Raw genomic sequence first — 25841 nt, 5'->3', positions numbered from 1 at the left:
GTCAAACGCATAGGGCGGGCGATGACAGACGCCGGAGCGACCGGTGACGCAGACGGGTCCGGCCCGAACTCGGATAGCCCGACCTCGGGCGACCCGGGGGCGTTCGCCGCGCTGGGGTCGGAGGTCCGCGCCGCGCTCTCCGAGCGGGGGTTCACGACGCCGACCGAGCCACAGCGAGAGGCCATCCCGCCGCTGGTCGACGGCGAGAACGTCCTCGTCGTCGCGCCGACCGGGACCGGCAAGACCGAGACGGCGATGCTCCCCGTCCTCGACGCCCTCGAAGGCGAGGAGCGGTTCGGTATCGGCGCGCTGTACGTCACACCGTTGCGGGCGCTCAACCGGGACATGCGCGAGCGCCTGGAGTGGTGGGGCGAGCGGCTGGACCTGGACGTGCAGGTCCGCCACGGAGACACGACCGACTACCAGCGACAGCAGCAGGCCAACGACCCGCCCGACGTGCTGGTGACGACCCCCGAAACCCTGCAGGCGATGCTCACGGGGTCGAAGCTCCGGACCGCGCTCGCGGACGTGGACCACGTCGTCGTCGACGAGGTCCACGAACTCGCCGTCTCGAAGCGGGGCGCCCAGATGACGGTCGGCCTCGAACGGCTGGTCGAACTCGCAGACGACTTCCAGCGGGTCGGGCTCTCGGCGACCGTGGGCGAGCCCGATGAGATCGGCCGCTTTCTCACGGGCGATCGCGGCTGTTCGGTCGTCGAGATCGACGTGGGCAGCCGCCTCGACGTGCGCGTCCGCTCGCCGGCGGTCACCGACGAGGACGAGCGGCTGGCCGGCGAGCTGATGACCGAACCCGACTTCGCGAGTCACGTCCGTTACATCACCGAACTCGTCGACGAGTACGAGTCGACGCTGGTCTTCGTCAACACCCGCCAACTCGCGGAGGCGCTGGGCTCGCGGTTCAAGGAACTCGACGCGGACATCGGCGTCCACCACGGCTCGCTGGCCAAGGAGTCACGGATCGAGGTCGAGGACCGGTTCAAGGCCGGCGAACTGGACGGCCTGCTCTGCACCTCGTCGATGGAGCTGGGCATCGACGTGGGCCACGTCGACCACGTGGTCCAGTACAACAGCCCGCGGCAGGTGACCCGGCTACTCCAGCGGGTCGGCCGCGCGGGCCACCGCCGCGACCAGGTGTCGCGGGGCACCGTCGTGACGACCCACCCCGACGACACCCTGGAGGCGCTCGCCGTCGCTCGCAAGGCCCGCTCGGGGGAGGTCGAGTCCGCCGACATCCACGACGGCAGCCTCGACACCGTCGCGAACCAGGTCGCCGGCCTCGTCATGGACTTCGGGGAGATCCGGGCGATGCGGGCCTACGAGATCCTCACCCGGGCCTACCCGTTCCGGGACCTCTCCGAGCGGGAGTTCAAGTCGGTGGTCCGCGAGCTTGCGGGCAACAAGGTCGTCTGGTTGGAGGAAGACAGCGACGAGATCCAGAAGCGTAGCGGGACCTGGCAGTACTTCTATCACAACCTCTCGATGATCCCCGACGAGGCGACCTACACCGTCGAGGACGTGGCCAGCGGCCGCGACGTGGGGACCTTAGACGAGCGGTTCGTCGTCAACTTCGCGACGCCCGGGGAGATCTTCGTCCAGCGGGGCGAGATGTGGCGCATCACCGAGATCGACGAGGAGGAGGAGACCGTCACCGTCTCGCCCGTCGAGGATCCAGGGGGTGAGGTCCCCTCGTGGACCGGGCAGGAGATCCCCGTCCCCTGCGGCGTCGCCCAGGAGGTCGGCGAGATGCGCGGGATTGCGGGGGAGCAGTTCCGGCAGGGAGCGTCCGTCGACTCGGTCGCGCGGGAGTTCACCGCCCGCTACGACGGCGACGCGGACACGATAGCGGTGGGGCTCGAACAGCTGGCCGACCACGACCCCGACCACCCGGTCCCCACCGACGACACGATACTGATCGAGTTCCGCGGTCGGGAACTCGTCGTCAACGCCGCGTTCGGCCACAAGATCAACGAGACGCTCGGGCGGTTGCTCTCGGCGCTGCTGGGCCAGGCCACCGGCTCGTCGGTCGGGATGGAGATCGACCCCTACCGGATCGAACTGGAGGTGCCCCGCACCGCCTCGGCGACCGACGCCCTGGAGGTGCTGGAGGACACCGACCCCGACCACGTCGCCGAACTCGTCGAGCTCTCCCTGAAGAACGCCGACTCGCTGAAGTTCAAGGTCGCCCAGGTCGCGACGAAGTTCGGCGCGCTGAAGCGCTGGCGCGGCCGCGGGTCGAGCGACCGCTTCGGTCGCAACCGGCTGATGGACGCGCTGGAGGACACGCCGGTCTACGACGAGGCCGTCCGCGAGATCCTCCACGAGGAACTGGACGTAGAAGGCGCGAGCGAGGTCCTCGAACGGATCCAGTCGGGTGACCTCTCCGTCGAGTTGCTCGGCGACCGGACCCCCATCGGCCTCGGCGGGCGCAGCGCCGGCCAGGAGTTGCTCTCGCCGGACCACGCCGACGCGAGCGTCATCCAGACGGTCAAGGAACGCATCCAGAACGACCGGATGATCCTCTTCTGCCTGCACTGCCAGGACTGGAAGCGCAAGAAGCCGGTCAAGCGGATCCGGGACCGGCCGGAGTGTCCCGAATGTGGGTCCACCCGGATCGCCGCGCTCAATCCGTGGGCCGACGAGGTCGTCTCGGCCGTGAAGGCGACGGACAAGGACGACGAACAGGAGAGCGAGACCGAGAAGGCCTACAGGTCCGCGAGTCTCGTCCAGAGCCACGGCAAACGGGCCGTGATCGCACTGGCCGCCCGGGGCGTCGGCCCGCGCAACGCCGCCCGGATCATCAACAAGCTCCGGGAGGACGAGGACGAGTTCTACCGGGACATCCTCCGCCGCGAGCGCGAGTACGCGCGCACCCGGAGCTTCTGGGACTGAGCGCGGTCCGGCACGAAGCGGGGCGCCGGTCGACGGAACCGGCGGACTGCGCCGTGGTCGGCGTCGGACTTAAGCTGGCACGGCCCCCACGCGCGAACGATGCCATCCTACTCCGTCGAACTGCCCGAAAGCGAGGAACGGGGGATCCGCGTCGAGTGCGACGAACACGGCGAGTGGACGGAACTGCCGGCGGACCGCCACAGCGGAACCTTCTACTGCGAAGGTTGCGGGCGCGAACTCGAAGTGGGCTTCCACACGGAGGACTGGCGCGACCTCGCCGAGATGTGCTGAGCGTCCCCGAACCGGGACCGACGAGCGGACCGGCAGCGACCGCGTACGACGGTCGGTGACCGTGCCGGCGACCGCCGGAACAAGCGGCGAATCTGTGGCGGACCGGCCCCTTTTTAGCCGGTGATGGCTAACAGGCGCGACAGTCGAACCCGTGAGCACAGACCAAGCGATCGATTCGGAGTACATCGAGCGGCACCGCGAGGAGATCGACCACCCGCTGTGGCAGCTGTTCATGAAGTACGGCCACGGCAACCGGCGCTGGTTCGTGGTCGGCGTCCTCGCGAGCATCGGGTCCCGGTTCTTCTCGCTGGTTCCCCCGGTGATCCTCGGGACCGCCATCGACGCGATCTTCAGCGACTCCGCGCCGTTCTCCCTCCCGTTCGTCCCGAACGCCTGGCTCCCCGACACGACGATGGGCCAGTTCTGGTTCGCCATCGGCGCGATGGGCGTCGCGATGGTCGGCCAGGCGGTCCTCATCTTCGTCAGGTCCTCGTCGCTGAACCTCTTCTCCCACCGGGTGAAACACGAGGCACGGACCGCCACGTATCAGCAGATGCAGCGCCTGGACATGGACTTCTTCAACGAGGTCCAGACGGGCGAGCTCATCTCCATCCTCTCGAACGACACCAACCGCCTGGAGCAGTTCCTCGACTCGATGATGGGCGAGATGATCCAGCTCATCGTCCTGATGGGCGGGACCGCGGTCATCCTCCTGTGGATGAACCCGATGCTGTCGGTCGTGACACTGACCGTCATCCCGCTGTCCGCGGTGTTCACTCTCTGGTATATGCGGCTGGCCGAGGAGCGCTACGCGGACATCCGCGAGTCGGTCGGCGACCTCAACAGCCGCCTGGAGAACAACCTCGGCGGCATCGAGGTCATCAAGTCCTCCAACACCGAGGAATACGAGGACGAGCGCGTCAGGGAACACTCCTACCGCTACTTCAGACTCGACTGGCTGGCGCTGCGGCTGAGCTTCGTCTACCGCCCGGGCCTGCGGGCGCTGACCTCCCTCGCGTTCATCGCGACGTTCGTCGTCGGCGGGATCTGGATCCTGGACGGGCCGCCGGGGCCGCTGTCGAACCAGCTGACGCTCCTCGGTACGACCTACGACACCGAACTCACCGTCGGGACGCTCGTCACCTTCCTCCTGCTCACCCAGCGGCTGGTCAACCCGCTCGCGCAGATGTCGAACATCATCGAGCGCTACGAGGACGCCAAGGCCTCGACCAAGCGCATCCTCGGGCTGATGAGCCTGCCGGTCCGGATCCAGGACAAGCCCGACGCGGTCGACCTGGACGACGTGGAGGGCCACGTCGAGTACGACGGCGTGACCTTCAGCTACGACGCGGACGAGGTCGTCCTGGACGACATCGACATCGACGTGGACCCCGGCGAGACGGTCGGCCTCGTGGGCCCCACGGGAGCGGGGAAGACGACCATCGTCAAGCTACTCCTGCGCCTGTACGACGTGGACGAGGGGGCCGTTCGCGTCGACGGCCACGACGTGCGCGACGTGACGGTCTCCAGCCTGCGCGGGTCGATGGGCTACGTCGGCCAGGACAACTTCCTGTTCGACGGCACCGTCGCTGATAACGTCAAGTACGGTCAGTTCGACGCCAGCCGCGAGGAGGTCGTCGAGGCCTGCAAACGCGCCGAGGCCCACGACTTCATCCAGAAGCTCCCCGAGGGCTACGACACCGACATCGGCGAGCGGGGCGTGAAGCTCTCGGGCGGCCAGCGCCAGCGCGTCGCCGTCGCGCGGACCATCCTCCAGCACCCCGCGATCATGATCTTCGACGAGGCCACATCGGCGGTCGACACGGAGACGGAGATGCTCATCCAGCGCTCCATCGACGAACTCGCCGCCGACCGCACGACCTTCATCATCGCCCACCGGCTCTCGACGGTCCGGGACGCCGACACCATCCTCGTCATCGACGAGGGCGAGATCGTCGAGCGGGGCACCCACGACGAGCTGCTGGAGGGCGACGGCCTCTACGCGAACCTCTGGCGCGTCCAGGCCGGCGAGATCGAGGACCTCCCCGAGGAGTTCGTCGAACAGGCCAGCGAGCGGGTCGCCCAGCAGGCCCTCGACGCCGCGGAAGACGACTGACTCCGCTCCCGCCGCGGCGACCGCGCTCCGCGTTATTCGCCGCCGCCTCCGCCGCCGTCACCGCCACCGCCACTGCCGCCTCCGTCGCCCATCCCTCCGAACCCGTCGTGGACGTGCCCGTCGCCGTGGCTCCCTCCGGAATCGCCAGTGAACACCATGAGAAGCCCGAGAACCGCGAGCACGGCGGCGACGACGAGCCGGTCCGGACTGGCCAGCAGGAACGCGATGAGTTCTCCCGGGGTGACGCCCCCAGCCGTCAGCGCGTCCAGCGCCGCCTCGTTCCGCCACAGCATATAGAGCGTCAGCCCGAAGAACTCGAGCATCCCGACGACGAAGACGATCGAGAACACGACGCCCGCGAGGCGGAACAGGAGCTTCAGCAACCTGACGAGCATCCGAGATACCCCCGGACTGACCGATCGGTACGTGAGCGGTCACCGCCGCCGCTCGAACAGTTGTCCCCGTGCGAACCTGTCAGACAGATCACTTTCGTGCCCATACGCTGTGTGAGATACCATGACACGAAAAAGTACCGTTCAGGGGAGTAACCGGTCAATACCCTTTCGGCTCCGCCGGCTACCGTAGCGTATGCCAACGCTCCAGGAGTACTGGGAACAGGTCGGCGTCGGCGGGCTGATACTGGTCGGCGTCCTGCTGTTTTTCCTGCCCGAACCGACCACGTCCTTCCTCGGCATCGTCGTCCTGATGATCGCCTCGGTGATCTGGCTGGCCAACTGGGAGCGGTGAACCGCGGCGGCCGGGTCGGCAGTTACTCCGAGTCAGACGGTTTCACCGCGGGATACACTCGAATCCGAGCGATTCGTAGTCGCTGTCGAATGCGAGGACGTGGGAGACGTTCCGCTCGCGCATCTGGACCGCACTCATCTGGTCCGTGAACGAGATCGAACGGTCTCCGAACCGTTCGACGCGGTCCCTTGCAGCCGAGAACGCGTCCGACGACTCCGATATCACGTCGATACTCTCCGAATCCAGCACCCTGTCGAGCGCCGTCGTCGCGTACTCGTGAGTGCTTATCGAGAGGAGGAGCGTCACGAGCTCGTCGACGATGTACGTGCTCGTCAGCAACGGTCTGTACGGGATCTCGTTTCGACCGACGCGTTCGAAGAACGCACTGACGCGCTCGTGTTCTTTCACTTCGGGGTGGAAGTACGCGAACAGGCCGCTGGTGTCCAGAAACAGCGCGGTCGGTCCGCTCGACGCCGGACGGAAGGGATCGAGACGGTCTCCCGTCATTCGTCCCCGTAGAGGTACGAGTCGGTCTTCTCGGCGGTCAACTGCTCGTCGGGTTTCGCGTTCGACCCGCTACTCGCTGCGCCCTGAAAGAACGGGTCGTCGATGTCGTGTTTCTCGCGTGTCCCCGTGTACTCGGTGACGGCACGCCGGAGGGCTTCCTTCAGGGTGATCCCCTCCTCGTCCGCGATGCGGCGGAACCGCTCGTACTCCGCGGCCGAGAGGCGGGTCTGAACGACCTTCCCGTTCGAGTCGAAGCTCATGTCATCAGTCATGTTCATGTAACCGACTCCGGTAGAAAAACCCTCGGCTCCGCGGGAGGGGGCGCCCGGCGCGGCGAATACCGTCGAAGGCTCGCTACTTCCCTTCGAACTCGGGATCGCGGTCCTGCTGGAAGGCCGCGAGGCCCTCCCACACGTCGTCGGTGGTGAACAGCTGGCCGAAGGCGGAGGCCTCGTACTCCAGGCCGGCGTCGGTGTCGTCGCGGCCGGCGAGCATCGCGCGCTTGGTGAGCTTCTGGGCGATTGGCGGGCCAGCGGCGAGGTCGCGGGCGAGTTCCCACTTGCGGTCGTCGTACTCGTCGGGGGCGACGACCTCGTTGACGAAGCCGTAGTCGTACATCGTCTCGGGGTCGTAGTCGTTCTTGGCGGTGAAGATGATCTCCTTCGCGCGGCCCTCGCCGACGACGTGTTTCAGGCGCTGGGTGCCGCCCCAGCCGGGCAGGAGGCCGAGGTTGTGCTCGGGCTGGCCGAACTGGCCGCTCTCGCTGGATATCCGCATATCCGCCGCGGTGGCGAGTTCCATCCCGCCGCCGAGGCAGTAGCCGTCGATCGCGGCGACGACCGGCATCCCCACCTCCTCCAGGCGGCCGAAGACGCGCTGGCCCTTCCGGGACATCTCGGTGGCGTCGAGGCCGCTCTCGGGCGCGGCGCTGGCGGCGTCGAACCCGGCGGAGAACGCGCGGTCACCCGCGCCTTCGAGGAGTACCGTCCGGATCTCGTCGTCGCCCTCGAACTGGTCGACGGCGGCGTCGAGTTCGTCTAGCATCTGGACGGTGATCGTGTTCATCCGCGCCGGGCGGTCGAGCTGGATGTGGCCGACCGCGCCGTCGGTCTCGACGACGATCTGCTCGTACTCGACGGTCTCGCCCTCGTCGTCGCCGCCGTAGAAGCCGCCCTCGTCGGCGGCCGCGCGGAGGCCGTCGGAGACCTCGTAGCGGGCGGCGCCGGTCTCCTCGTGGAGGTCTTCGAGGGTCTCGACGAGGTCGTCCAGGCCGTAGGCGTCGGCGCGCTTGCCGGGGCCCTCGGGGAAGCCCGCGCCGAGCATCATCGCCTCGTCGATGTCGGAGACGGGCGCCACGTCGTTCTCGACGAGCTTGCCGACCTCGTTGGCCATGACGGCCAGCAGTCGGGCCTCCACGCCGTCGCGGCCCTCGTCGGCGGGGATTTCGACGCCCCCGTCCTCGTAGTCGTAGAAGCCCCGGCCGGTCTTCTTGCCGAGTTCCTCGGCCTCGACCTTCTCCTCCAGGAGCGGGCAGGGCTCGTAGGCGTCGCCGAGCACCTCGTGGAGGTACTCGAGGACGTGCAGGGTCACGTCGTGGCCGACCTGGTCGCCGAGTTCGAACGCGCCCATGGGCAGGCCCATGTCGAAGGAGGTGGTGGAGTCGACCTCCGCGACGGTGGCCACGTCGTCGTGGACGAGCCAGCAGGCCTCGTTCATCTGCGGGACGAGGACGCGGTTGACGATGAACCCCGGCGAGTCCTTGCGGACCCGGACGGGCGTCTTTTCGAAGGCCTCGGCGAGTTGCTCGATGGCGTCGAGCGTCTCGTCGGCGGTGTGGTCGCCGCGGATGACCTCGACCAGCGCCATCCGGACCGGCGGGTTGAAGAAGTGCATCCCGCAGAACTGCTCCGGTCGCTCCGTCACCTCCGACAGTTCGGTGACCGAGAGGCTGGAGGTGTTCGTCGCGAAGATGGCCTCGTCGGGCGCGTACTCCTCCAGTTCCCCGTACACGTCCTTCTTCACGTCCACCCGCTCGGGGACGGCCTCGATGACCACGTCGGCCTCGGCGACGGCGGCCTCGAAGTCCACGAGCGGTTCGACGCGGTCGAGTGCGGCGTCGGCCTCGTCCTCGGAGATCTGGCCGCTCTCCGCGAGTTTACCCAGCGACCACTCGATGTTCTCGTAGCCGTCCTCGACGAACTCCTCTTTGATGTCGCGCATCGTCACGTCGTAGCCCGCCAGCGCCGCGACCTCGGCGATCCCGTGGCCCATGTTGCCGGCGCCGAGTACCGCGACCTGCTCGATGTCCTCGAAGTTCATGACGTGTGCATCCTCGCTCGGCTCCCGTTTCAAGGTTTCTCTCGGCCGTAAACGCTCGGCGAGTTGATCGTTGATTACGAAGCGTTATGTGTGCGAGACGATGACAACCGAGGTATGGACTTCGCACTCACAGACGAGCAAGAGCAGGTCCGCGACGAAGTCCGGCGGTTCGCGGAGAACGAGATCCGGCCGGTCGCCACCGAGTACGACACCGAGGAGAAGTTCCCCCACGACCTCGTCGAGGAGGCCGCGGAACTGGGACTCGTGGGCGCCAACGTCCCGCTGGAGTACGGCGGCGTCGGCTACGACTACCTGACCAACATCGTCATCGTCGAGGAGCTGTTCGCCGCCGACCCGGGGATCGGCCTGTCCATCTCGTCGGCGGCGTTCGGCGCCGACGCCCTGGTCGAGTTCGGCACCGAGGAGCAGAAGGAGGAGTACCTCCGGCCGGTCGCGGAGGGCGAGGCCATCATGGGTTCGGCCATCAGCGAACCCGACGTGGGCTCGGACGTGTCCAGCGTCTCCACGAGCGCCGAGAAAGACGGCGACGAGTGGGTCATCGACGGCAACAAGATGTGGATCACGAACGGCTCCGTCGGCGACTTCTTCGTCGTCCTCTGCGAGACCGACCCCGACGCCGAGGGCCGCTACAATGGCTTCTCGCAGATCATCGTCGAATCGGACCGCGACGGCTTCGAGGCCGAGAAGATCACCGGGAAGCTCGGGATCCGCGCCTCCGACACCGCCGAGTTGCTGTTCGACGGCGTGCGCGTCCCCGAGGAGAACCTGCTCGGGACTCGCGGCGCGGGCTTCCTGCAACTGATGCAGTTCTTCGACGAGACGCGGACGGCGGTGGCCGCGCAGGGCGTCGGCATCGCTCGCGGCGCCGCCGAGCGCGCGCTCGACTACGCCCAGGAGCGCGAGCAGTTCGACCGGCCCATCAGCGAGTTCCAGGCCATCCAGCACAAGCTCGCGGACATGCACACCAAGACGGAGGCCGCGCGCCAGCTCACCTACAAGTCGGCCTGGAGCGTCGACCACGCCGACGACCGGCTCACGAAGCTCGCCTCGATGGCCAAGGAGTACGCCTCCCGGATCGCCGTCGACGTGGCCGACGAGGCCGTCCAGATCCACGGCGGCGCCGGCTACGTCAACGACTTCGACGTCGAGCGGTTCTACCGCGACGCCAAGATCACCCAGATCTACGAGGGCACCACCGAGATACAGAAGAACATCATCGCCCGCGAACTGCTCGGGAAGGGGATGGTCTGACCACCCAGCCGCCTCGGTTCCTGCCCGGGGAATCTTCTGGACGGCGCGCGCTGTCGAGCGTGCCCGCCTCCTGGCGGGCCGCTCGAAACAGTCGCGCGAGGGATGAGTAACGCAGGAGCTTGCGACGAGTAACGCAATCGGCTGGGGAGGCTCGTGGCTGTCTGCGGTGCTGTGCGGGGCGGGTGCGGTCCCTGGTGGACTGAAAGGGCGAGGCGCGCTCGCGCCGATAGTCGCCTGAGCGGGCTCTATCCGCGCGGGCGGTGCCGAGAGCGCGGATATCCCGCTCAGCGACCGCGAGCGCGCCGAGGGCTTTCACCGCCTGCTATCGAGTGTGGTAGAGGTCGGATAATTTAAGCCGCTGGCAGAGCGACACCGAAACATGGACTTCGGGCGCTCGCGCTCGTCCGGTCGCACGGCACACGACCAGCCGAACAGTGTTCGGCGTTGCCGTTGTTGAGCGCCCGCTCTTTCTCCGACGCATCGACCAGTTAGACCCACCGACCACGACACGGACCGACCACGACACGGACCAGACAATGTTCGACAGACTCCGCGAGGACGTACGCACAGCCCGCGAGACCGACCCCGCCGCCAAGAGCTCCGCCGAGGTACTGCTCTACGCCGGCCTCCACGCCGTCTGGGCCTACCGGCTGGCCCACTGGCTGTGGACCCACGGCTTCCACTTCACCGCGCGCCTCCTCTCACAGGTCACCCGATTCTTCACGGGCGTGGAGATCCACCCGGGCGCAGACCTCGGCCGCCGGGTCTTCATCGACCACGGGATGGGCGTCGTCATCGGGGAGACGGCGGAGGTGGGCGACGACGTGGCGATGTACCACGGCGTCACGCTCGGCGGGGACGACCCGCGGCCCGTCAAGCGCCACCCGACCGTCGGCGACGGCGTGACGCTGGGCGCGAACTCGACGCTCGTGGGCGACATCACGGTCGGCGACGACGCGACCGTCGGCGCCGGCGCCGTCGTCGTCGAGGACGTGCCGCCCGGCGCGACCGTCGTCGGCAACCCCGCCGAAGTCGTCGACGGGGGCGACGCCGAGTCGGAGACGGAATCCGCGACGGCACCGGACCACACCGAAGGAAGCAGCGCCGATCCCACCGCCGACGAACCGGCGAACGACGAGACGGCGACGCCCCCGGACCCGCCGGCCTGCTGCGGCGCGGCGGGCGCGAGCTGAGGGGCCGAGGACGGAACTGTCCGACCGACCGGCCCGACCGCGCCGCGGTCCTCCGAAACCCCCATGCCGTCCCGGCACCGAACACCTGAGCGATGACAGCGGACCCAATCGAGGAACTCGCCGCGGACGACGTGCTCGGGCCGGTCGTCGACGAGCACGGCCCCGTCGCGCTGGAGCCGGCCGACGATCTCTACGAGCGGCTGGTCGTCTCGCTGATCCGCCAGCAGGTGTCGATGGACGCCGCCGCGGCCATCCGCGAGCGGCTGTTCGACGCCGTCGAGGTCACGCCCGAATCTCTCGTCGAAGCCGACCACGCCGCCCTCCACGAGGCCGGCCTCTCCGAGGCGAAGGCCGACTACGTCAAAAGCGCCGCGAGCGCCTTCCTCACGCGCGAGTGGGACCGCGACACCTTCGCCGAGATGAGCGACGAGGCGGTCAAAGCGGAACTGACCGACATCCACGGCATCGGCCCGTGGACTGCCGATATGTTACTGATGTTTGGACTAGCCCGCGAGGACGTGTTCCCCGTCGGCGACCTGGGCATCCGCAAGGGGATGGACCGGCTGTTCGACGACGAGATGACCCGCACCGAGATGACCGACGCCGCCGAGCGCTGGAAGCCTTACCGGAGCTACGCCAGCCTCTACCTGTGGCGCGCCGTGGAGGGATGAGTCGTGGGCGACGACCCCAGCAGCGACGACTCCGGGAATGAGCCACTGGAGGCGCGCGTCGAACGACTCCACGCCGAACTCGAAGCGACCGAGGAGCGGCCGGTCGACCGGACGGCGAGCCGGTGGATCGGCGAGGCCCAGGCGGTCGCCGGCGACGCGGCAGACCTCGCCACCGAGGCCACGGACTCGACCGCCGACAAGTCGGCCGAGTCGACCGTCCGCGAGCGCGTCGGCCACGTCGCCGACCTGCTCGACAACGTCGAGGGGACCGGCGATCCGGGCGCCGACGAGCGCGTCGCGACGGCGAAGTCGCTCGCCGATGATATCGTAGCGGACGACGGCGAAAACTGAGAGCGGGCGAACGGCGGCGCTCGACTACTCCTCGGACTCGACTTCGGGGTCGGACTCGCGGTCGGCCTGCCGTGACACGTCGACCTGGTAGTCGCCGAGGATGTCGCGGCCGAGGATGACGGGGTAGTTCATGTGGCTGCGGTCCTCGACGCTGGCGGTGACGGTGTGGCGTGTGCCGCCGACGCCGACGACCACGTCGACGAGCGGCCGGCTCTTCGAGCTCTTCGACGACCCCGAGCGGACCTTCGTGATCGACTTGATCGGGCCGGCGCCGATGTTGGCCGCGAGCTGCGTGTCGATGCTCGTCCGCGCGGCGCCCGTGTCGGACTTCGCGACGACGGTCTCCGAACCGCTCGTCCCGATTATCTGGACCTCCTCGGTGTAGCCGATGACGACCTCCTCGTTCGGGCGGCTCGCGACCGGCGCCGGCTTGCACGCGGGCACCGAGTCGTCGAGCACGTTCGACAGCTCCGCGACCCGGTCGTCGTCGACGCTCCCGCCGGCCCGCTCGATGGCGAGTCGCGCGATGTGCGGCGCGGGGCTCTTCCCGGTCGCCTCGAACAGGCCCTTGAACCCCGCGGTCGGGTTGACTTCGAGGACGTACCAGCCGTCGGCGCCCTCCATGAGGTCGACCCCGGCGTAGTCGAGGCCGACCGCGTCGATGGCCCGCTCGGCCGTCTCGAGGACCTCGTCGGGGACGTCGCCGGCCGCGTCCTCGACGCGACCGCCCAGCGCCACGTTGGTCCGCCACTCGTTTTCGGGCGCGTAGCGGAACATCGACCCGACCACCTCGCCGTCGACGACGTAGACCCGCAGGTCGCGGGTCGGCGCGTCGCCCCGGTCGAGGAGCTTCTGGAGGAACGCGTAGCGGTCGCCGACGCGGGCGTTCACCTGGTCGCCGGCCCCGACCTTCCAGGTGCCGCCGCCGTTCGTCCCGATGGCGGTCTTGAAGACGGCCTCCTCGCCGAACGCCTCGCGCTCGGCGTTCAGGCGGTCCGTCGAGAGGGCGAGCAGCGCGTCGGGGACGCGGACGTCCGCGTCGGTCAGCGCCACCGCGGAGGCGACCTTGTGCATCGACGTGAGCGTCTCCGCGGGCTCGTTGAGGACCGGGACGATCTGTTCGAGCGTGTTCGCGAGCCCCAGCTCCTCGCAGGGTTCGCCCGACTTCGAGAGCAGCAGACGGTTCGCGATGACGTCGACGTCGGGTTCGAGGACCACCTCGTCGCCGTCGATCCGCACGACCGTGTTCTCCCGGCGCAGCCACTCGGGGTCGTGGCCCAGCGCCTCCACCGCGTTGAGTATCGCCTTGGTCTCCTTGCTGTTGTGCAGGCTCAACACCCCCACCGAAACGGCGTCAGAAGTCGCCATGCCGATCCGGTCGGCCGGACGGCCGAAAGTACTAACGGTCGCGAATCGCCGGCGAGGGACGTTTCTGACGGCGATCCGGAAAGAAGGGCGTCGGACATCGAACGCGAACGGGCGCTCACCCGAGCGGTTCTCCGCCGGGCGGAGCCCGCGGGTCGCCACACGTTTCAACCCCCGGGCGTAGAGGTGCGTATGGACGAGGCCGAACCGTTCACCTACGACGGCGGGCGGGTCGACCCGGGTGAGCGGGCCAACGTGCGCTACACGGTCAGCGAGACCTATCTCGGCGACCCCGTCAGGATCCCCGTCACCGTCGTCGTCGGCGAGCGGGCGGGACCGACGGCCTTTCTCAGCGCCGCTGCCCACGGGGACGAACTCAACGGCGTCGAGGTCGTCCGCGAAGTGGCCCACGAGTGGGACCTGTCGGACCTCCGGGGGACGCTCGTCTGTCTCCCCGTGCTGAACGTCCCCGGCTTCATCGCCCAGGAGCGCTACCTCCCGGTCTACGACCGCGACCTCAACCGCTCGTTCCCCGGGAAGGCGGGCTCGACCAGCGCCAAGCGGATGGCCCGGCGCATCTTCGACAACTTCGTCGCGCCCTGCGACTTCGGGCTCGACCTGCACACCTCCACCCGCGGCCGGACGAATATGCTCCACGTCCGCGCCGACATGGCCGACTCGTCGGTCGCCCGCGTCGCGAAGGCGTTCGCCTCCAACGTCATCATCGACGGCCAGGGCGCCGAGGGGACGCTCCGCCGGGAGGCCAGCGAGCGCGACACCTCGACGGTCACCGTCGAGATGGGCGAGGCCCACCGCTTCCAGCGGGAGTTCATCGACCGGGCCCTGGTCGGCGTCGAGAGCGTCCTCGCCGAGTTCGGCCTCCTGCCGACCGAACGGGTGCGCTGGCCCGGCTGGCGGATGGTCGTCGAGGGCTCCGGCGAGAAGACGTGGCTGCGGGCCGACGCCGGCGGCCTCGTCGACATGCACGCCGCCCGCGGGGGCGTCGTCCGCGAGGGCGAGACCATCTGCACCATCGCCAACCCGTTCAAGACCGAGCGGACCCACGTCGAGGCGCCGTTCACGGGCCTGCTCGTCGGCATCCTCGAGAACCCGGTCGTCTACCCGGGCAACCCGCTCTGTCACCTCGTCAAGCTCGACGACGACACGCTCGACGCCATCGAGCGCGACGACGGACCGACGACGCCCAGGGACCCGGTGCCCGACTCCGCCGCAGAGTGAGGAGCCGCGTGGGGTTCCGCGGGAGGGGATCCGCCGGCGACCGGCGGCCGCGCGCGAGCGGGCGACGCCGGCCCGCGGGCGCGACCCCTGACAGCCGGTTGGTACGTCCGCGCGGAGACCCGGCGAAAATCCCCGAAACACCCACCGAACCCGGCCGCCTGTGGACGCGCGTGAACGTGTTCGGCGGTCGAGACGGGGCGGTGTAGAAACTACTATACCCCCTGCTACCATTGCGCCCGTTGTATGAGCGGAACGTACGACCGCGGAGCGGTCGAGGATTTCGGCCGGTGGCGGGAGTTCCAGCCGGGCATGTGGGCCTGGATCTTCCACAAGTTCACCGGCTGGGTGCTCGTCGGCTACCTCTTTACGCACATCGCGGTGCTGAGCACCGCCACCGCCGGCGACCCGACGGTGTACACGAACACGCTCCAGGGACTCGAGGAACTGCTGATCGTCCGCGTGCTGGAGGTCGGCCTCCTGTCGGTGGCCGTCTTCCACATCCTCAACGGCGTTCGCCTGCTGTTCGTCGACCTCGGGTTCGGGCTGGAGAACCAGGACAAGAGCTTCTACGCGTCGCTCGTCGTGACGGCGGCCATCGTCGTCGCGAGCGTGCCGACGTTCCTCGCGGGGGTGTAACACATGGCACAGCACTACTCGTCGTTCGAGCGCGGCGGCATCAAGTGGCTCTTCCAGCGGCTGACTGCGGTCTTCCTGATCGGCGTGCTCGCCTTCCACTTCTTCCTCCTGCACTTCGTCAACCACGCCGCCGAGATCACCTTCGCCGGCACCCAGGCGCGGATGAGCCAGGTCGGCTACTTCGCGACGATGTGGCTGTTCCTCGTCACCGCGACCTTCCACGGCGTCAACGGCGTCTACAACGCCCTCGTCAACCAGGGCCTGAGCGGCACCCGCAAGACGGCAGTCGGGGCCGTTTTGACGCTGGCGAGCATAGCACTGATCGTTCAGGGAACCCGCGTGGCACTCGCGATGACCAACCTACTATGAGCACGCAAATCGAGCAAGAGCAGACCGAGGAGCAGACCGAGGCCGAGGCCGAAGCGACCGAACCGGCCGAGCAGTCCCCCCAGGAGCGCCGCCTCTCCGAGAAGAAGGCCCGCGCCGAGGCCCGCGAACGCGAACAGCAGGCCCGCGAGGAGGTCAGGGAGGCCGACGAGACCGTCCGGATCAAGGTGTTCCGCTACGACCCCGAGGTCGAGGGCAAGGAGGAGCCGCGGTTCGACGACTTCTCCGTCCCCTTCTTCAAGGGGATGACCGTCCTCGACGCGCTGATCTACGCGCGGGACCACTACGACTCGTCGCTGACCTTCCGCCACTCCTGCCGGCAGGCGGTCTGCGGGTCGGACGCGCTCTTCGTCAACGGCCAGCAGCGACTGGGCTGCAAGACACAGATGGCGGATCTGGACGACCCGGTCCGCATCGAGCCGCTCCCCCACCAGGACGTGGTCAAGGACCTCGTCGTGGACATGGAGCACTTCTACGAGCAGATGCACGCCGTCGAGCCGTACTTCCAGCCCGACGAGCTGCCGGAGGGCGAGCGCGAGGAACAGCGTCAGAGCCCCGAGAACCGCGAGAAGGTCAAGATGTCGACGCGGTGTATCTGGTGTGGCGCCTGCATGTCCTCGTGTAACATCGCCGCGGGCGACAACGAGTACCTCGGCCCGGCGGCCATCAACAAGGCCTACCGGTTCGCGATGGACGAGCGGGAGGGCGAGATCCAGAAGGAGGACCGTCTGGAGATCATCGAGCAGGAACACGGCGTCTGGCGCTGTCAGACCCAGTTCTCCTGCACGGAGGTCTGTCCGAAGGACATCCCGCTGACCGAGCACATCCAGGAACTCAAGCGCGAAGCGGTCAAGTCGAACCTCAAATTCTGGTAACCATGCACGAACACGACGTACTCGTCGTCGGCGCGGGCGGCGCGGGCCTGCGCGCGGCGATCGCGGCGCACGAAGCGGGAGCGGACGTGGCGATGGTCACGAAGCTCCACCCCGTCCGGAGCCACACCGGGGCGGCCGAGGGCGGCATCAACGCCGCGCTCCACCCCGAGGACTCCTGGGAACTGCACGCCTACGACACGATGAAGGGGTCGGACTACCTCGGGGACGCCCCCGCGGTCGAGACCTTCGCCCAGGACGCCCCGGACGAGGTCATCCAGCTCGAACACTGGGGGATGCCCTTCTCCCGCGAGGAGGACGGCACCGTCTCCCAGCGGCCGTTCGGCGGCCTCTCCCACCCCCGCACCACCTACGCCGGCGCCGAGACCGGCCACCACCTGCTGCACACGATGTACGAGCAGGTCGTCAAGCGGGGCATCACCGTCTACGAGGAACAGCAGGTTCTCGACCTCGCAGTGACGGATCACGACGACGTGGAGGACCGCGAGTGTCACGGCGTCGTCGCCTACGACATCGCCAGCGGCGAGATCGAGGGCTACCGCGCCACCGACGGCGTCATCCTCGCCACCGGCGGCCCCGGCCAGGTCTTCGACCACACCACCAACGCCGTCGCCAACACCGGCGACGGCTACGCGATGGCCTACCGCGCCGGCGTCCCGCTGGAGGACATGGAGTTCGTCCAGTTCCACCCCACCACGCTCCCCTCGACCGGGGTGCTCATCTCCGAGGGGGTCCGCGGCGAGGGCGGTATCCTCTACAACGAGGACGAGGAGCGGTTCATGTTCGAGCACGGCTACGCGAACAACGAGGGCGAACTCGCCTCCCGCGACGTGGTCTCGCGGGCGGAGCTCACCGAGGTCAACGAGGGCCGCGGCATCGAGGACGAGTACGTCCACCTCGACATGCGCCACCTCGGCGAGGAGCGCATCCTCGACCGCCTGGAGAACATCCTCCACCTCGCGGAGGACTTCGAGGGCGTCGACGGCCTCGACGAGCCGATGCCGGTCAAGCCCGGCCAGCACTACCAGATGGGCGGCGTCGAGGTCGACGAGAACGGGCAGACCTGCATCGACGGCCTCTACGCGGCCGGCGAGACGGCCTGTGTCTCCCTGCACGGCGCCAACCGCCTCGGCGGCAACGCCCTGCCCGAACTGCTCGTGTTCGGCGCCCGCGCCGGCAAGCACGCCGCGGGCGGCGACATGAAGGAGCCGGAGATCGAGACCGGTCCGAGCGCCGAGAGCGAGGCGGGCGACCTGCCCGACGACGTCGAGTTCGGCGCCGTCGGCGCCGGCGACAGTGCCGTCGCGGCCGACGGCGCGGCGGTCGACGCACAGAGCGTCGTCGAGGCGGAGGTCGAGCGCCAGCGCGAGCGCGTCGAGCGCCTCCTCGAGGAGGACGGGATCAACCACGCCCACGTCCGCGACGACATCCAGGAGACGATGACGGCCAACGTCAACGTCTTCCGCCGCGAGGACAACCTCAAGGAGGCCTTAGAGGACATCCGCGAGGCCCGCGAGCGCTACCAGCACGTCGCGGCCTCCGACCCCTCGCGCACCTACAACACCGACCTGATGCACACGATGGAGACCCGCAACATCATCGACATCGCGGAGGCCATCACGGTCGGCGCCCTCGCCCGCGAGGAGTTCCGCGGCGCCCACTGGCGCGAGCAGTACCAGGAGCGCCGGGACGACGAGTGGCTCAAACACACCATGCTCGCCTGGAACGAGGGCAGCCCCGAACTCTACTACAAGCCCGTCCTCCTGGAAGGCGAGAAGGAGTACGAACCGAAGGAACGCTCCTACTGACTCGCGGACTGTCCGCCCCGCCCGAGTTTTCTCGCTTCGCTCCGCACGAAACTACGGCCTCTTCGACCGCGTCCGCATCCCTCAGCTACGCCCGGAGCGACGCCCACGCGTCCCTCGGGACCGTCGATCGGTGAGAAGGAGACGATCACGTGAGAGGACACGGCCCGCCCTGCGAGAAGTCACGTTCCGAACCCCGAACGGTCGCCGCTCAGGATTCGTCGTCCGCTTCGGCGTCCTCGGCATCGTCCGCTTCCGTCTCGGCATCGTCGTCGCTGTCGTCGACGATCCAGTCCTCGCGGACGCGCTTGGTTCCGGAGTCGGTCTCGATGATGAGGATGTTGTAGTCCTCGGTACCGGTCTTGACGCCGGTGACGGTTCCGCTGTCGGTGCCGTAGACCGAGGAGTCGGGGCCGGCCACGTGGAAGGTGACCTCCTCGCCGCGCTCGACGGGTACGTCTCCGAACCCGACGGGCGAGCGGGGGACCGACTGCGCGCCGCCGCCGCGGTACAGCGGCTGAGTCTGCCCGGACCCGTCGTCGGACGCGGCCGCGTCGACAGCGGCGTCCTCGTCGGCTTCGCCGAGGCGACGGCCGAAGCCACAGCGCTTGGTCTCCTCGACGACCACCTGGTCGATCGTCAGCGTCGGGTGGGACTGCTGCCACTCCGCGAGCGCCGTCTCCATCCGCTCGGCCGTCAGGTCGTCGCGCGCCGACACGTCCAGCTCGAACGACCGCACCGACCGCTCGCCAGTCCGCGACTCGACGACCAGTTGAGCCTCGAAGACGCTCGCCGATCTGTTCTTCGCCTGTCTCTCGTACTCGAACTCTGATCCATCGACAGTTATCGTTGGCATATCGGTGGCTCGACTATTCGTATATTGGTGAGACGCAAGTGATATATCTTTTCCAAGTCGTTTGGTAGAATCGAACGGGCGATAGTATCGAGTGACAGTCCGGGGCGACCGATGGGAAATCCGTCACTACCGGGATACACGTAGATATAGCGGGAGGAGAGCGACCGAAAGTTGTTTTACCGCGTTCTCGCTGAGTGATGGCATGACGTACACCGTTGCCGTCATCGGAACGGGACCGGACCCGGAGAACCCGACGGTCGAGGGGTTCGCGATGGGGTATCGACACGCAGAGTCGTTCGAGAACGACGAGCGCTGCGAGGTGGTCGCCTGCGCCGACATCGTTCCGGAGAACGCCGAGGCGTTCGGGCGCACCTTCGATCTCCCCGACGAGAACGTCTTCGAGGAGTACGAGGCGATGCTCGGGGCGGTCGAACCGGACATCGTGACGGTCGCCGTCCCGCCGGCGATCCACGAGGACGTGGTCGTCGACTGCGCCCGCAGCGGCGTCGTCTCGGCGATCCACGCCGAGAAACCGATGGCCCACACGTGGGGGTCGGCCCGGCGGATGGCCGACGCCTGCTGGCGCCGCGACGTGCAGCTGACGTTCAACCGACAGCGACGCTTCGGCGAACCGTTCAGAGAGGCGAAACGGCTGATCGACGGCGGCGAAATCGGCGAACTGCGACGCGTCGAGACGACCTGGAGCGATCTGTACGACACCGGCGCCCACACGATCGACCTGACGGGGATGTTCGCCGGCGAGGCCGAACCCGAGTGGGTCATCGCCCAGATCGACTACCGCGAGGAAGACGTCCGCTTCGGCATGCACCAGGAGAACCAGGCCTGGGCGCTCTGGGAGTACGAGACCGGCGTCCAGGGCGTGATCTCCGGCGGGAAAGGGAGCGACTTCGCCGCCGCTGCCCACGTGATCCGCGGCACCGAGGGCGAGATCCGCATCGACAGCGACACCGGGAATATGCTGGAGATCCGGCGAGCCGGTGATGGGGCCTGGGAAGAGGTCGATGTCGACGGCGAGGATCTCCACGGCGCCAACGCCGACGGCCGGGAGTACGGCAGCGAGTACATCGACCGCGCGGCCAGCGAGGTCGTCGACGCGCTGGCGGAGGGACGGGAGTCCGAACTCGGCGCGAAGAACGGCCTGAAGACGGCCGAGATCATCTTCGGCGCCTACGAGTCGGCCCGCAAGCGCGGCCGGGTCGACTTCCCGCTCGACGCCGAGGACAACGCCTTCGAGGCGCTGGTCGAAGCGGGCGAGCTGGGGTACGTCCCCGAGGACGTGACGGACGGGTAGGAGTGACGGCGACCGGGGGAAGATCCGACCGCGCGCTTTCGTCCGTCAGAACAGCACGTACAGCATGAGGTAGACGACGACGCCCAGCGTGAACGAAACCAGCCACAGCGCCGCGGCGACGCGGCCGACGGTCGGGTGACGCGTCTCGCGCAACTCGGGCACCGAGTGGGTCAGCGCCAGCAGGAGGACGTAGATGACCAGCGGGACGCAGACGATGGCGAGGACGATGTGGACGGCGAGGATTCCGGGGTAGATCACGCCCTCCACGAGCGGCGGCCCGGAGAAGTCACTCGGCCCGAGCAGGGCCACCCGATAGAGGTAGGCGACGAGGAAGAGGGCGAACAGGCCGGTCGTCGACAGCATCGCCGCGCGGTGGCGGGCCACGTCGCCCCGGCGGATCGCCCGCCAGCCGACGGCGATGGTCCCGACCGCCGTCGCGCTCACGACGGCGTTGACGTGCGGGATCGCCGCCAAGACGGCGTCCGGTGCCCGCGGTAGCAGGCCCTGCGGGATCGCCTGCAACGCCGCTGCGAAGACGAGCGCGAGCGCGATGACCGAGAGGACGCCCGAGACCGCCGGGACGTGCTCGCTGACGTTCATCGGCCGGAACTGGGGACTCGACCGTCAACCCAGTTGCGCTTCCGGACGACGTGGCGTCGCTCACTCGGCGGGAGTCGAACTCGCGTGCCCCTCAAGGCCAGAGCCCGCGTGCCTCGTGGGCCTCGGCGATCCGCGAGAGCGCGACCGCGTAGGCGGCGTCGCGCCAGGTGCCGTCGCTCGCCTCGAACTCGTCGGCGACGGCCTCGAACGCGGCGAGCATCTCCGTCTCCAGCTCCTCGCTGACGCGCTCGGCCGACCACGACCGGCGGTTGATGTCCTGGAGCCACTCGAAGTAGCTGACCGTCACGCCGCCGGCGTTCGCGAGGATGTCCGGGACGACCGGGACCCCGCGGTCGGCGAGGATTTCGTCCGCGGCGAACGACACCGGGCCGTTCGCGCCCTCGACGACGATGTCCGCGCGGACCTCCGAAACGTTCGTCTCCGTGATGGCGTTGCCGACGGCCGCGGGGACGAGCACGTCCACGTCCAGCCCGAGCAGTTCCTCGTTCGTGACGGTGCGGTCGGCGTGGGCGGCGACGGCCTCGGGCTGTTCCTCGTGGGAGGGGATCGAGCGGGTGTCGAGCCCGTCGGGGTCGTAGGCGGCGCCGGTCACGTCGCTGACGGCGACGACCGTCGCCCCCCAGTCGTCGAGCAGGCGGGCGGCGTTCGCGCCGACGCTCCCGAACCCCTGGACCGCGACCGTCGCCTCCGAGAGCGGCGCGTCGTAGTACTCCGCGACCTCGCGGGTCACGATGGCGACGCTCCGGCCCGGCGCTTCGGCGCGGCCCTCGCTGCCGCCGATGACCGGCGGCTTCCCGGTGACGACCCCCGGGATCGTCTCGGCCTCCTGCATGCTGTAGGCGTCCATCATCCACGACATCGTCTCGGCGTCGGTCCCCATGTCCGGCGCGGGGATGTCCGTCGTCGGCCCGATGACGTCGCGGATCTCGTCGGTGAACCGCCGGGTGAGCCGCTCGCGCTCGTCGTCGCTCAGCTCCTTCGGGTCGACGACGACGCCGCCCTTGGCGCCGCCGAACGGGATGTCCATCACCGCGCACTTCCAGGTCATCCACATCGCGAGGCCGATCGACTCCTCGCGGGAGACCTCGGGGTGGTACCGCAGGCCGCCCTTGTACGGCCCGCGGACGCTGTCGTGTTGGGCTCGGAACCCGCGGAACACCTCGACGCTCCCGTCGTCGCGCTCGATGGGGACGGTCACCTCGTGGACCGCGTCCGGGTGGAGGAACCGCTCGACGACGTTCGGGTCCACGTCGACCAGCGAGGCCGCCCGCCGCAGCTGGCGGCGGGCCGTCGCCAGCGCCGAGGCCGGTTCGTCGGTCGGGGACTCGATACCGTCGGCTGTCGACTGGGTCGGTGTGTCGGAAGACATAATGAGTCCGTTACTCCAGCGACATCGCGCGGTTCTGGAACCCGCCGTCACAGTCCGGGCACTCCCCGGGATGGGAGTCCGCCCGCACGATGTTCCCGCAGACGAGACACTCGTAGGTCGATTTCGTCTCCGCGTCGTCGGCGATGTCCTGGTGGTGGGGCACGACGGATCCAACGGCTCGGACTAATATAGTATTAAGTATTTAGGGTATATTATGGCATATTAATACGCGTCATACCGAGCCGCGGCGTCGCGTCCGGTGAGCCGATCCGTCGAAAAAACGCTGTCGCGGGGCGTCAGTCCGCCCGCGTCCTCACTGGAAGGTGCGGCCGACCTGCTGCTCGTCGGGTTCGGGCTCGGCCGTGTCGAACCGCTCCTCGATCTCCTCGTAGCGCTCGCGGGTCTCCTCGTCGACGCTGGGGGAGACCTCGCCGAGGGCCTGCTCGAAGTGGTCCATCGTGACCTTCACGTTGCCGACCGAGTCGTCGATCTCCTCGGGGTCGACGCTGGCGATGAACTCGCGGGTCGCGGCCATCGACGCCTCGCGGGCGACCGCCTCGATGTCCGCGCCGACGTAGCCCTCCGTGCGGGCTGCCAGGTCGTCGAGGTCGACGCCCTCGGCCAACGGCTTGTTCCGCGTGTGGACCTCGAAGATCTTGCGGCGGGCCTCCTCGTCGGGGACGGGCACGTGGACGTGCCTGTCCAGGCGACCGGGCCGCAGCAGGGCCGAGTCGATGAGGTCCGGACGGTTCGTCGTCGCGATGACGACCACGTCCTCCAGCTCTTCGAGGCCGTCCAGCTCCGTCAGCAACTGGGAGACGACGCGCTCGCCGACGCCCGAGTCGGTCGTCGACCCGCCGCGTTCGCCGGCGATGGAGTCGATCTCGTCGAAGAACACCACGGTGGGTGCGTTCGCACGAGCCTTCTCGAAGACCTCGCGGACGCCCTTCTCGGACTCGCCCACGAACTTGTTCAGCAGTTCGGGGCCCTTGATCGAGATGAAGTTCGACTGGGCCTCGTTGGCGATGGCCTTGGCGAGCAGGGTCTTCCCCGTGCCCGGCGGGCCGTACATCAGGACGCCCTTCGCGGCGTCCATGTCCATGGCCTCGAACACCTCGGGGTAGTCCAGCGGCCACTGGATCGTCTCGCGGAGCCGCTCCTTGGTGTCTTCGAGCCCGCCGACCTCGTCCCAGGTCACGTCGGGGACCTCGACGAACACCTCGCGCAGCGCCGACGGCTCGATGCCCTTCAGCGCCTGCTTGAAGTCGTCCTCCGTGACCTCCAGGTGTTCGAGCACCTCGGCGTCGATCTCGTCCGATTCGAGGTCGAGTTCGGGCCTGATGCGCCGGAGCGCGTTCATCGCCGACTCCTTGGCCAGCGATTCGAGGTCCGCGCCGACGAAGCCGTGCGTGCTCTCGGCGTACTGCTCCAGGTCGATGCCGTCGACGAGGGGCATCCCGCGGGTGTGGACCTGCAGGATCTCCTTGCGACCGTTCTTGTCGGGGACGCCGATCTCGATCTCGCGGTCGAAGCGACCGCCGCGCCGGAGTGCGGGGTCGACGGCGTCGACGCGGTTGGTCGCGCCGATGACGATGACCTGCCCGCGCGACTCCAGCCCGTCCATCAGCGAGAGCAGTTGCGCGACGACGCGGCGTTCCACGTCGCCCTGCGTCTCGCCGCGCTTGGGCGCGATGGAGTCGATCTCGTCGATGAAGACGATGGCCGGGGAGTTCTCCTCGGCCTCGTCGAAGACCTCGCGGAGCTGCTCCTCGCTCTCCCCGTAGTACTTCGACATGATCTCCGGCCCGGAGATGTCGGTGAAGTACGCGTCGATCTCGTTGGCGACCGCCTTGGCCATCAGCGTCTTGCCGGTGCCGGGCGGGCCGTGGAGCAGGACGCCCTTCGGCGGCTCGATGCCGAGCGTCTCGAACAGCTCGGGGTGGCGCATCGGCAGTTCGATCATCTCGCGGACCTGCTCCAGCTCGTCGTCCAGGCCGCCGATGTCCTCGTAGGTGATGTCGGGCGCGCCGCCCTCGGGGGCGCCGGCCGCGTCGCCGGTGATCTGCTCGGCGGGCTGTTCCGCCACGTCGACCTCCGTCGAGTCGGTCACGACGACGGTCCCGGACGGCTCGGTGCCGGCGATCTTCAGCGGGATCTTCTGTCCGCTCATCGACGAGAGCGGGCCGAGCCCGAAGCTGACGGGCACGGTCTGTCCCTCGGTGACGGCCTGGCCGCTGAGGTTGTTGCGGATCATCGGACCGACGTTGCCGCGGACCCGGAGGTTCTGCGGGAGGGCGACGCTGACCCGGCTGGCCGGGTTCACGTCGGCCTTCTCGACGTCGACGTTGTCGTCGATGCCCACGTCGGCCTCCTGGCGGAGGCGGCCGTCGATGCGGATGACGCCGCGGCCCTCGTCCTCGGGGTAGCCCGGCCAGACCCGCGCGACCGCGCGGGAGCCGTCGCCGCCCTCGATGACGATGTAGTCGCCGTTCTCCAGGTCGAGCTCCGACATCGCCGCGCGGTCGATGGCGGCGAGGCCGCGGCCCGCGTCCTTCTGCTTGAGGGGCTTGACGGTGAGTCTCATGCGTTCACCTCGATAGTGAGCACGCCGTTGCGGATAAACGCTCGCGCGTCACCCGAAAGCTCCAGGTCGTACTGCTCGCCGTCGACGACGACGATGACGGTCTCGTCGAGCACGTCCACGGACGCGTCCCGACCGGGGCCGAGGTCCGCCGCCAGCACCGTCTCGTCGTCGCCGTACTCGTACCGACGCAGACCGACGTCGTCGGCCAGCTGTTGGGTTCCGGTCATACTAACTCAGAGTTAGCGCGATAAGTACTTAAATCTATCGCTAAACTACCCCGCACGTGGGGGGTATCAGCACGAACGGTAGAATTGCGGTTCACACTGACACCCGCCCGAGGGGTCGCGCCCGGACGGTCCGCCGACCGGCCCCGACGGCTTTGGTCGGGGCGGCCGAA

24 protein-coding genes and 1 pseudogene are annotated in these 25841 nt (G+C 68.5%); 14 read left to right on the top strand and 11 right to left on the bottom strand.

The window, feature by feature from the left end; genetic code table 11:
- Nucleotides 1-21: 21 nt before the first annotated feature.
- The 3 genes from ACMGFI_RS14165 to ACMGFI_RS14155 all read left to right on the top strand — a co-directional run bounded on the left by ACMGFI_RS14165 (nt 22) and on the right by ACMGFI_RS14155 (nt 5317).
- Nucleotides 22-2910: a DEAD/DEAH box helicase gene (locus ACMGFI_RS14165; protein WP_436910467.1), complete on the top strand. Its 2889-nt coding sequence runs from the start codon at nt 22-24 to the stop codon at nt 2908-2910.
- 99 nt (nt 2911-3009) lie between these two features.
- Nucleotides 3010-3201: a hypothetical protein gene (locus ACMGFI_RS14160; protein ID WP_436910466.1), complete on the top strand. Its 192-nt coding sequence runs from the start codon at nt 3010-3012 to the stop codon at nt 3199-3201.
- Nucleotides 3202-3352: 151 nt separating this feature from the next.
- Nucleotides 3353-5317 (top strand): ABC transporter ATP-binding protein, encoded by a 1965-nt coding sequence (locus tag ACMGFI_RS14155; RefSeq protein WP_436910465.1) that lies wholly within the window; start codon nt 3353-3355, stop codon nt 5315-5317.
- A 32-nt stretch (nt 5318-5349) separates the two neighbouring features.
- Here ACMGFI_RS14155 and ACMGFI_RS14150 read toward each other — a convergent pair whose 3' ends face one another.
- Nucleotides 5350-5712 carry a hypothetical protein gene (locus ACMGFI_RS14150; protein ID WP_436910464.1) on the bottom strand — a complete coding sequence of 121 codons (363 nt, stop codon included), beginning with the start codon at nt 5710-5712 and terminating at the stop codon, nt 5350-5352.
- Nucleotides 5713-5905: 193 nt separating this feature from the next.
- On the opposite strand from ACMGFI_RS14150, the gene ACMGFI_RS14145 reads away from it, so the two are divergent.
- The gene (locus tag ACMGFI_RS14145; protein WP_436910463.1) at nt 5906-6064 is read left to right on the top strand and encodes an FXYD domain-containing ion transport regulator; all 159 of its coding nucleotides are present in this window, start codon (nt 5906-5908) and stop codon (nt 6062-6064) included.
- Between the two features lie 42 nt (nt 6065-6106).
- On the opposite strand, the gene ACMGFI_RS14140 is transcribed toward ACMGFI_RS14145, so the two are convergent.
- The 3 genes from ACMGFI_RS14140 to ACMGFI_RS14130 form a co-directional block, all read right to left on the bottom strand.
- A complete protein-coding gene (locus tag ACMGFI_RS14140) occupies nt 6107-6571 on the bottom strand; it encodes a type II toxin-antitoxin system VapC family toxin (RefSeq protein WP_436910462.1) in 465 nt (154 codons plus the stop codon).
- A complete protein-coding gene (locus ACMGFI_RS14135) occupies nt 6568-6843 on the bottom strand; it encodes a hypothetical protein (protein ID WP_436910461.1) in 276 nt (91 codons plus the stop codon). The genes ACMGFI_RS14140 and ACMGFI_RS14135 overlap by 4 nt, the downstream gene beginning before the upstream one ends.
- A gap of 82 nt (nt 6844-6925) precedes the next feature.
- Nucleotides 6926-8890: a 3-hydroxyacyl-CoA dehydrogenase/enoyl-CoA hydratase family protein gene (locus tag ACMGFI_RS14130; protein ID WP_436910460.1), complete on the bottom strand. Its 1965-nt coding sequence runs from the start codon at nt 8888-8890 to the stop codon at nt 6926-6928.
- Nucleotides 8891-9004: 114 nt separating this feature from the next.
- On the opposite strand from ACMGFI_RS14130, the gene ACMGFI_RS14125 reads away from it, so the two are divergent.
- The 4 genes and pseudogenes from ACMGFI_RS14125 to ACMGFI_RS14110 all read left to right on the top strand — a co-directional run bounded on the left by ACMGFI_RS14125 (nt 9005) and on the right by ACMGFI_RS14110 (nt 12377).
- Nucleotides 9005-10162: an acyl-CoA dehydrogenase family protein gene (locus ACMGFI_RS14125; protein WP_436910459.1), complete on the top strand. Its 1158-nt coding sequence runs from the start codon at nt 9005-9007 to the stop codon at nt 10160-10162.
- A gap of 536 nt (nt 10163-10698) precedes the next feature.
- Nucleotides 10699-11202: pseudogene (gene cysE / locus ACMGFI_RS14120) on the top strand (serine O-acetyltransferase); the annotation flags it as partial.
- A gap of 245 nt (nt 11203-11447) precedes the next feature.
- Nucleotides 11448-12026, top strand: a complete 579-nt coding sequence (locus ACMGFI_RS14115; RefSeq protein WP_436910458.1) for a DNA-3-methyladenine glycosylase family protein — start codon at nt 11448-11450, stop codon at nt 12024-12026.
- A 3-nt stretch (nt 12027-12029) separates the two neighbouring features.
- Nucleotides 12030-12377 (top strand): DUF8152 family protein, encoded by a 348-nt coding sequence (locus ACMGFI_RS14110; RefSeq protein ID WP_436910457.1) that lies wholly within the window; start codon nt 12030-12032, stop codon nt 12375-12377.
- Nucleotides 12378-12401: 24 nt separating this feature from the next.
- Here ACMGFI_RS14110 and ACMGFI_RS14105 read toward each other — a convergent pair whose 3' ends face one another.
- A complete protein-coding gene (locus ACMGFI_RS14105) occupies nt 12402-13745 on the bottom strand; it encodes an ATP-grasp domain-containing protein (RefSeq protein WP_436910456.1) in 1344 nt (447 codons plus the stop codon).
- 189 nt (nt 13746-13934) lie between these two features.
- Here ACMGFI_RS14105 and ACMGFI_RS14100 point away from each other — a divergent pair, with 189 nt between their 5' ends.
- From ACMGFI_RS14100 to ACMGFI_RS14080, 5 genes are all read left to right on the top strand, one after another.
- Entirely contained in the window at nt 13935-14981 is a 1047-nt protein-coding gene (locus ACMGFI_RS14100; RefSeq protein ID WP_436910455.1) for a succinylglutamate desuccinylase/aspartoacylase family protein, read from the top strand.
- A gap of 243 nt (nt 14982-15224) precedes the next feature.
- Nucleotides 15225-15617, top strand: a complete 393-nt coding sequence (gene sdhC, locus ACMGFI_RS14095) for a succinate dehydrogenase, cytochrome b556 subunit (RefSeq protein WP_135363036.1) — start codon at nt 15225-15227, stop codon at nt 15615-15617.
- A 3-nt stretch (nt 15618-15620) separates the two neighbouring features.
- Nucleotides 15621-15986 (top strand): succinate dehydrogenase hydrophobic membrane anchor subunit, encoded by a 366-nt coding sequence (locus tag ACMGFI_RS14090; protein ID WP_436910454.1) that lies wholly within the window; start codon nt 15621-15623, stop codon nt 15984-15986.
- The gene (locus ACMGFI_RS14085) at nt 15983-16879 is read left to right on the top strand and encodes a succinate dehydrogenase/fumarate reductase iron-sulfur subunit (RefSeq protein WP_436910453.1); all 897 of its coding nucleotides are present in this window, start codon (nt 15983-15985) and stop codon (nt 16877-16879) included. Before ACMGFI_RS14090 ends, ACMGFI_RS14085 begins: the two co-directional genes overlap by 4 nt.
- A 2-nt stretch (nt 16880-16881) precedes the next feature.
- Nucleotides 16882-18705, top strand: a complete 1824-nt coding sequence (locus tag ACMGFI_RS14080) for an FAD-binding protein (RefSeq protein WP_436910452.1) — start codon at nt 16882-16884, stop codon at nt 18703-18705.
- A 208-nt stretch (nt 18706-18913) separates the two neighbouring features.
- Here ACMGFI_RS14080 and ACMGFI_RS14075 read toward each other — a convergent pair whose 3' ends face one another.
- The gene (locus tag ACMGFI_RS14075; protein WP_436910451.1) at nt 18914-19558 is read right to left on the bottom strand and encodes a hypothetical protein; all 645 of its coding nucleotides are present in this window, start codon (nt 19556-19558) and stop codon (nt 18914-18916) included.
- Nucleotides 19559-19760: 202 nt separating this feature from the next.
- On the opposite strand from ACMGFI_RS14075, the gene ACMGFI_RS14070 reads away from it, so the two are divergent.
- Nucleotides 19761-20870 carry a Gfo/Idh/MocA family protein gene (locus tag ACMGFI_RS14070; protein WP_436910450.1) on the top strand — a complete coding sequence of 370 codons (1110 nt, stop codon included), beginning with the start codon at nt 19761-19763 and terminating at the stop codon, nt 20868-20870.
- A gap of 45 nt (nt 20871-20915) precedes the next feature.
- Here the strand turns inward: ACMGFI_RS14070 and ACMGFI_RS14065 are convergent, their stop codons facing one another.
- From ACMGFI_RS14065 to ACMGFI_RS14045, 5 genes are all read right to left on the bottom strand, one after another.
- The gene (locus tag ACMGFI_RS14065; RefSeq protein WP_436910449.1) at nt 20916-21470 is read right to left on the bottom strand and encodes a DUF420 domain-containing protein; all 555 of its coding nucleotides are present in this window, start codon (nt 21468-21470) and stop codon (nt 20916-20918) included.
- Between the two features lie 91 nt (nt 21471-21561).
- A complete protein-coding gene (gene gdhB / locus ACMGFI_RS14060) occupies nt 21562-22860 on the bottom strand; it encodes a glutamate dehydrogenase GdhB (RefSeq protein ID WP_436910448.1) in 1299 nt (432 codons plus the stop codon).
- Between the two features lie 10 nt (nt 22861-22870).
- Nucleotides 22871-23023, bottom strand: a complete 153-nt coding sequence (locus tag ACMGFI_RS14055) for a rubrerythrin-like domain-containing protein (RefSeq protein ID WP_436910447.1) — start codon at nt 23021-23023, stop codon at nt 22871-22873.
- A 150-nt stretch (nt 23024-23173) separates the two neighbouring features.
- Nucleotides 23174-25444: a CDC48 family AAA ATPase gene (locus ACMGFI_RS14050; protein ID WP_436910446.1), complete on the bottom strand. Its 2271-nt coding sequence runs from the start codon at nt 25442-25444 to the stop codon at nt 23174-23176.
- Nucleotides 25441-25671 carry a DUF7127 family protein gene (locus tag ACMGFI_RS14045; RefSeq protein ID WP_135363049.1) on the bottom strand — a complete coding sequence of 77 codons (231 nt, stop codon included), beginning with the start codon at nt 25669-25671 and terminating at the stop codon, nt 25441-25443. The genes ACMGFI_RS14050 and ACMGFI_RS14045 overlap by 4 nt, the downstream gene beginning before the upstream one ends.
- Nucleotides 25672-25841: the final 170 nt, after the last annotated feature.

The organism is Halosimplex marinum (assembly GCF_051414075.1).
Taxonomy (GTDB): domain Archaea; phylum Halobacteriota; class Halobacteria; order Halobacteriales; family Haloarculaceae; genus Halosimplex; species Halosimplex marinum.
This window is presented reverse-complemented; position numbering and strand designations above follow the sequence as displayed.

Excerpts from the sequence above, each read along its gene's own strand:
- ACMGFI_RS14165 (WP_436910467.1), top strand. The coding sequence starts at position 22 with ATGACAGACGCCGGAGCGACCGGTGACGCAGACGGGTCCGGCCCGAAC.
- ACMGFI_RS14160 (WP_436910466.1), top strand. The coding sequence starts at position 3,010 with ATGCCATCCTACTCCGTCGAACTGCCCGAAAGCGAGGAACGGGGGATC.
- ACMGFI_RS14150 (WP_436910464.1), bottom strand. The coding sequence starts at position 5,712 with ATGCTCGTCAGGTTGCTGAAGCTCCTGTTCCGCCTCGCGGGCGTCGTG.
- ACMGFI_RS14145 (WP_436910463.1), top strand. The coding sequence starts at position 5,906 with ATGCCAACGCTCCAGGAGTACTGGGAACAGGTCGGCGTCGGCGGGCTG.
- ACMGFI_RS14140 (WP_436910462.1), bottom strand. The coding sequence starts at position 6,571 with ATGACGGGAGACCGTCTCGATCCCTTCCGTCCGGCGTCGAGCGGACCG.
- ACMGFI_RS14135 (WP_436910461.1), bottom strand. The coding sequence starts at position 6,843 with ATGACTGATGACATGAGCTTCGACTCGAACGGGAAGGTCGTTCAGACC.
- ACMGFI_RS14130 (WP_436910460.1), bottom strand. The coding sequence starts at position 8,890 with ATGAACTTCGAGGACATCGAGCAGGTCGCGGTACTCGGCGCCGGCAAC.
- ACMGFI_RS14125 (WP_436910459.1), top strand. The coding sequence starts at position 9,005 with ATGGACTTCGCACTCACAGACGAGCAAGAGCAGGTCCGCGACGAAGTC.
- ACMGFI_RS14115 (WP_436910458.1), top strand. The coding sequence starts at position 11,448 with ATGACAGCGGACCCAATCGAGGAACTCGCCGCGGACGACGTGCTCGGG.
- ACMGFI_RS14105 (WP_436910456.1), bottom strand. The coding sequence starts at position 13,745 with ATGGCGACTTCTGACGCCGTTTCGGTGGGGGTGTTGAGCCTGCACAAC.
- ACMGFI_RS14100 (WP_436910455.1), top strand. The coding sequence starts at position 13,935 with ATGGACGAGGCCGAACCGTTCACCTACGACGGCGGGCGGGTCGACCCG.
- sdhC (WP_135363036.1), top strand. The coding sequence starts at position 15,225 with ATGAGCGGAACGTACGACCGCGGAGCGGTCGAGGATTTCGGCCGGTGG.
- ACMGFI_RS14090 (WP_436910454.1), top strand. The coding sequence starts at position 15,621 with ATGGCACAGCACTACTCGTCGTTCGAGCGCGGCGGCATCAAGTGGCTC.
- ACMGFI_RS14085 (WP_436910453.1), top strand. The coding sequence starts at position 15,983 with ATGAGCACGCAAATCGAGCAAGAGCAGACCGAGGAGCAGACCGAGGCC.
- ACMGFI_RS14080 (WP_436910452.1), top strand. The coding sequence starts at position 16,882 with ATGCACGAACACGACGTACTCGTCGTCGGCGCGGGCGGCGCGGGCCTG.
- ACMGFI_RS14075 (WP_436910451.1), bottom strand. The coding sequence starts at position 19,558 with ATGCCAACGATAACTGTCGATGGATCAGAGTTCGAGTACGAGAGACAG.
- ACMGFI_RS14070 (WP_436910450.1), top strand. The coding sequence starts at position 19,761 with ATGACGTACACCGTTGCCGTCATCGGAACGGGACCGGACCCGGAGAAC.
- ACMGFI_RS14065 (WP_436910449.1), bottom strand. The coding sequence starts at position 21,470 with ATGAACGTCAGCGAGCACGTCCCGGCGGTCTCGGGCGTCCTCTCGGTC.
- gdhB (WP_436910448.1), bottom strand. The coding sequence starts at position 22,860 with ATGTCTTCCGACACACCGACCCAGTCGACAGCCGACGGTATCGAGTCC.
- ACMGFI_RS14050 (WP_436910446.1), bottom strand. The coding sequence starts at position 25,444 with ATGAGACTCACCGTCAAGCCCCTCAAGCAGAAGGACGCGGGCCGCGGC.
- ACMGFI_RS14045 (WP_135363049.1), bottom strand. The coding sequence starts at position 25,671 with ATGACCGGAACCCAACAGCTGGCCGACGACGTCGGTCTGCGTCGGTAC.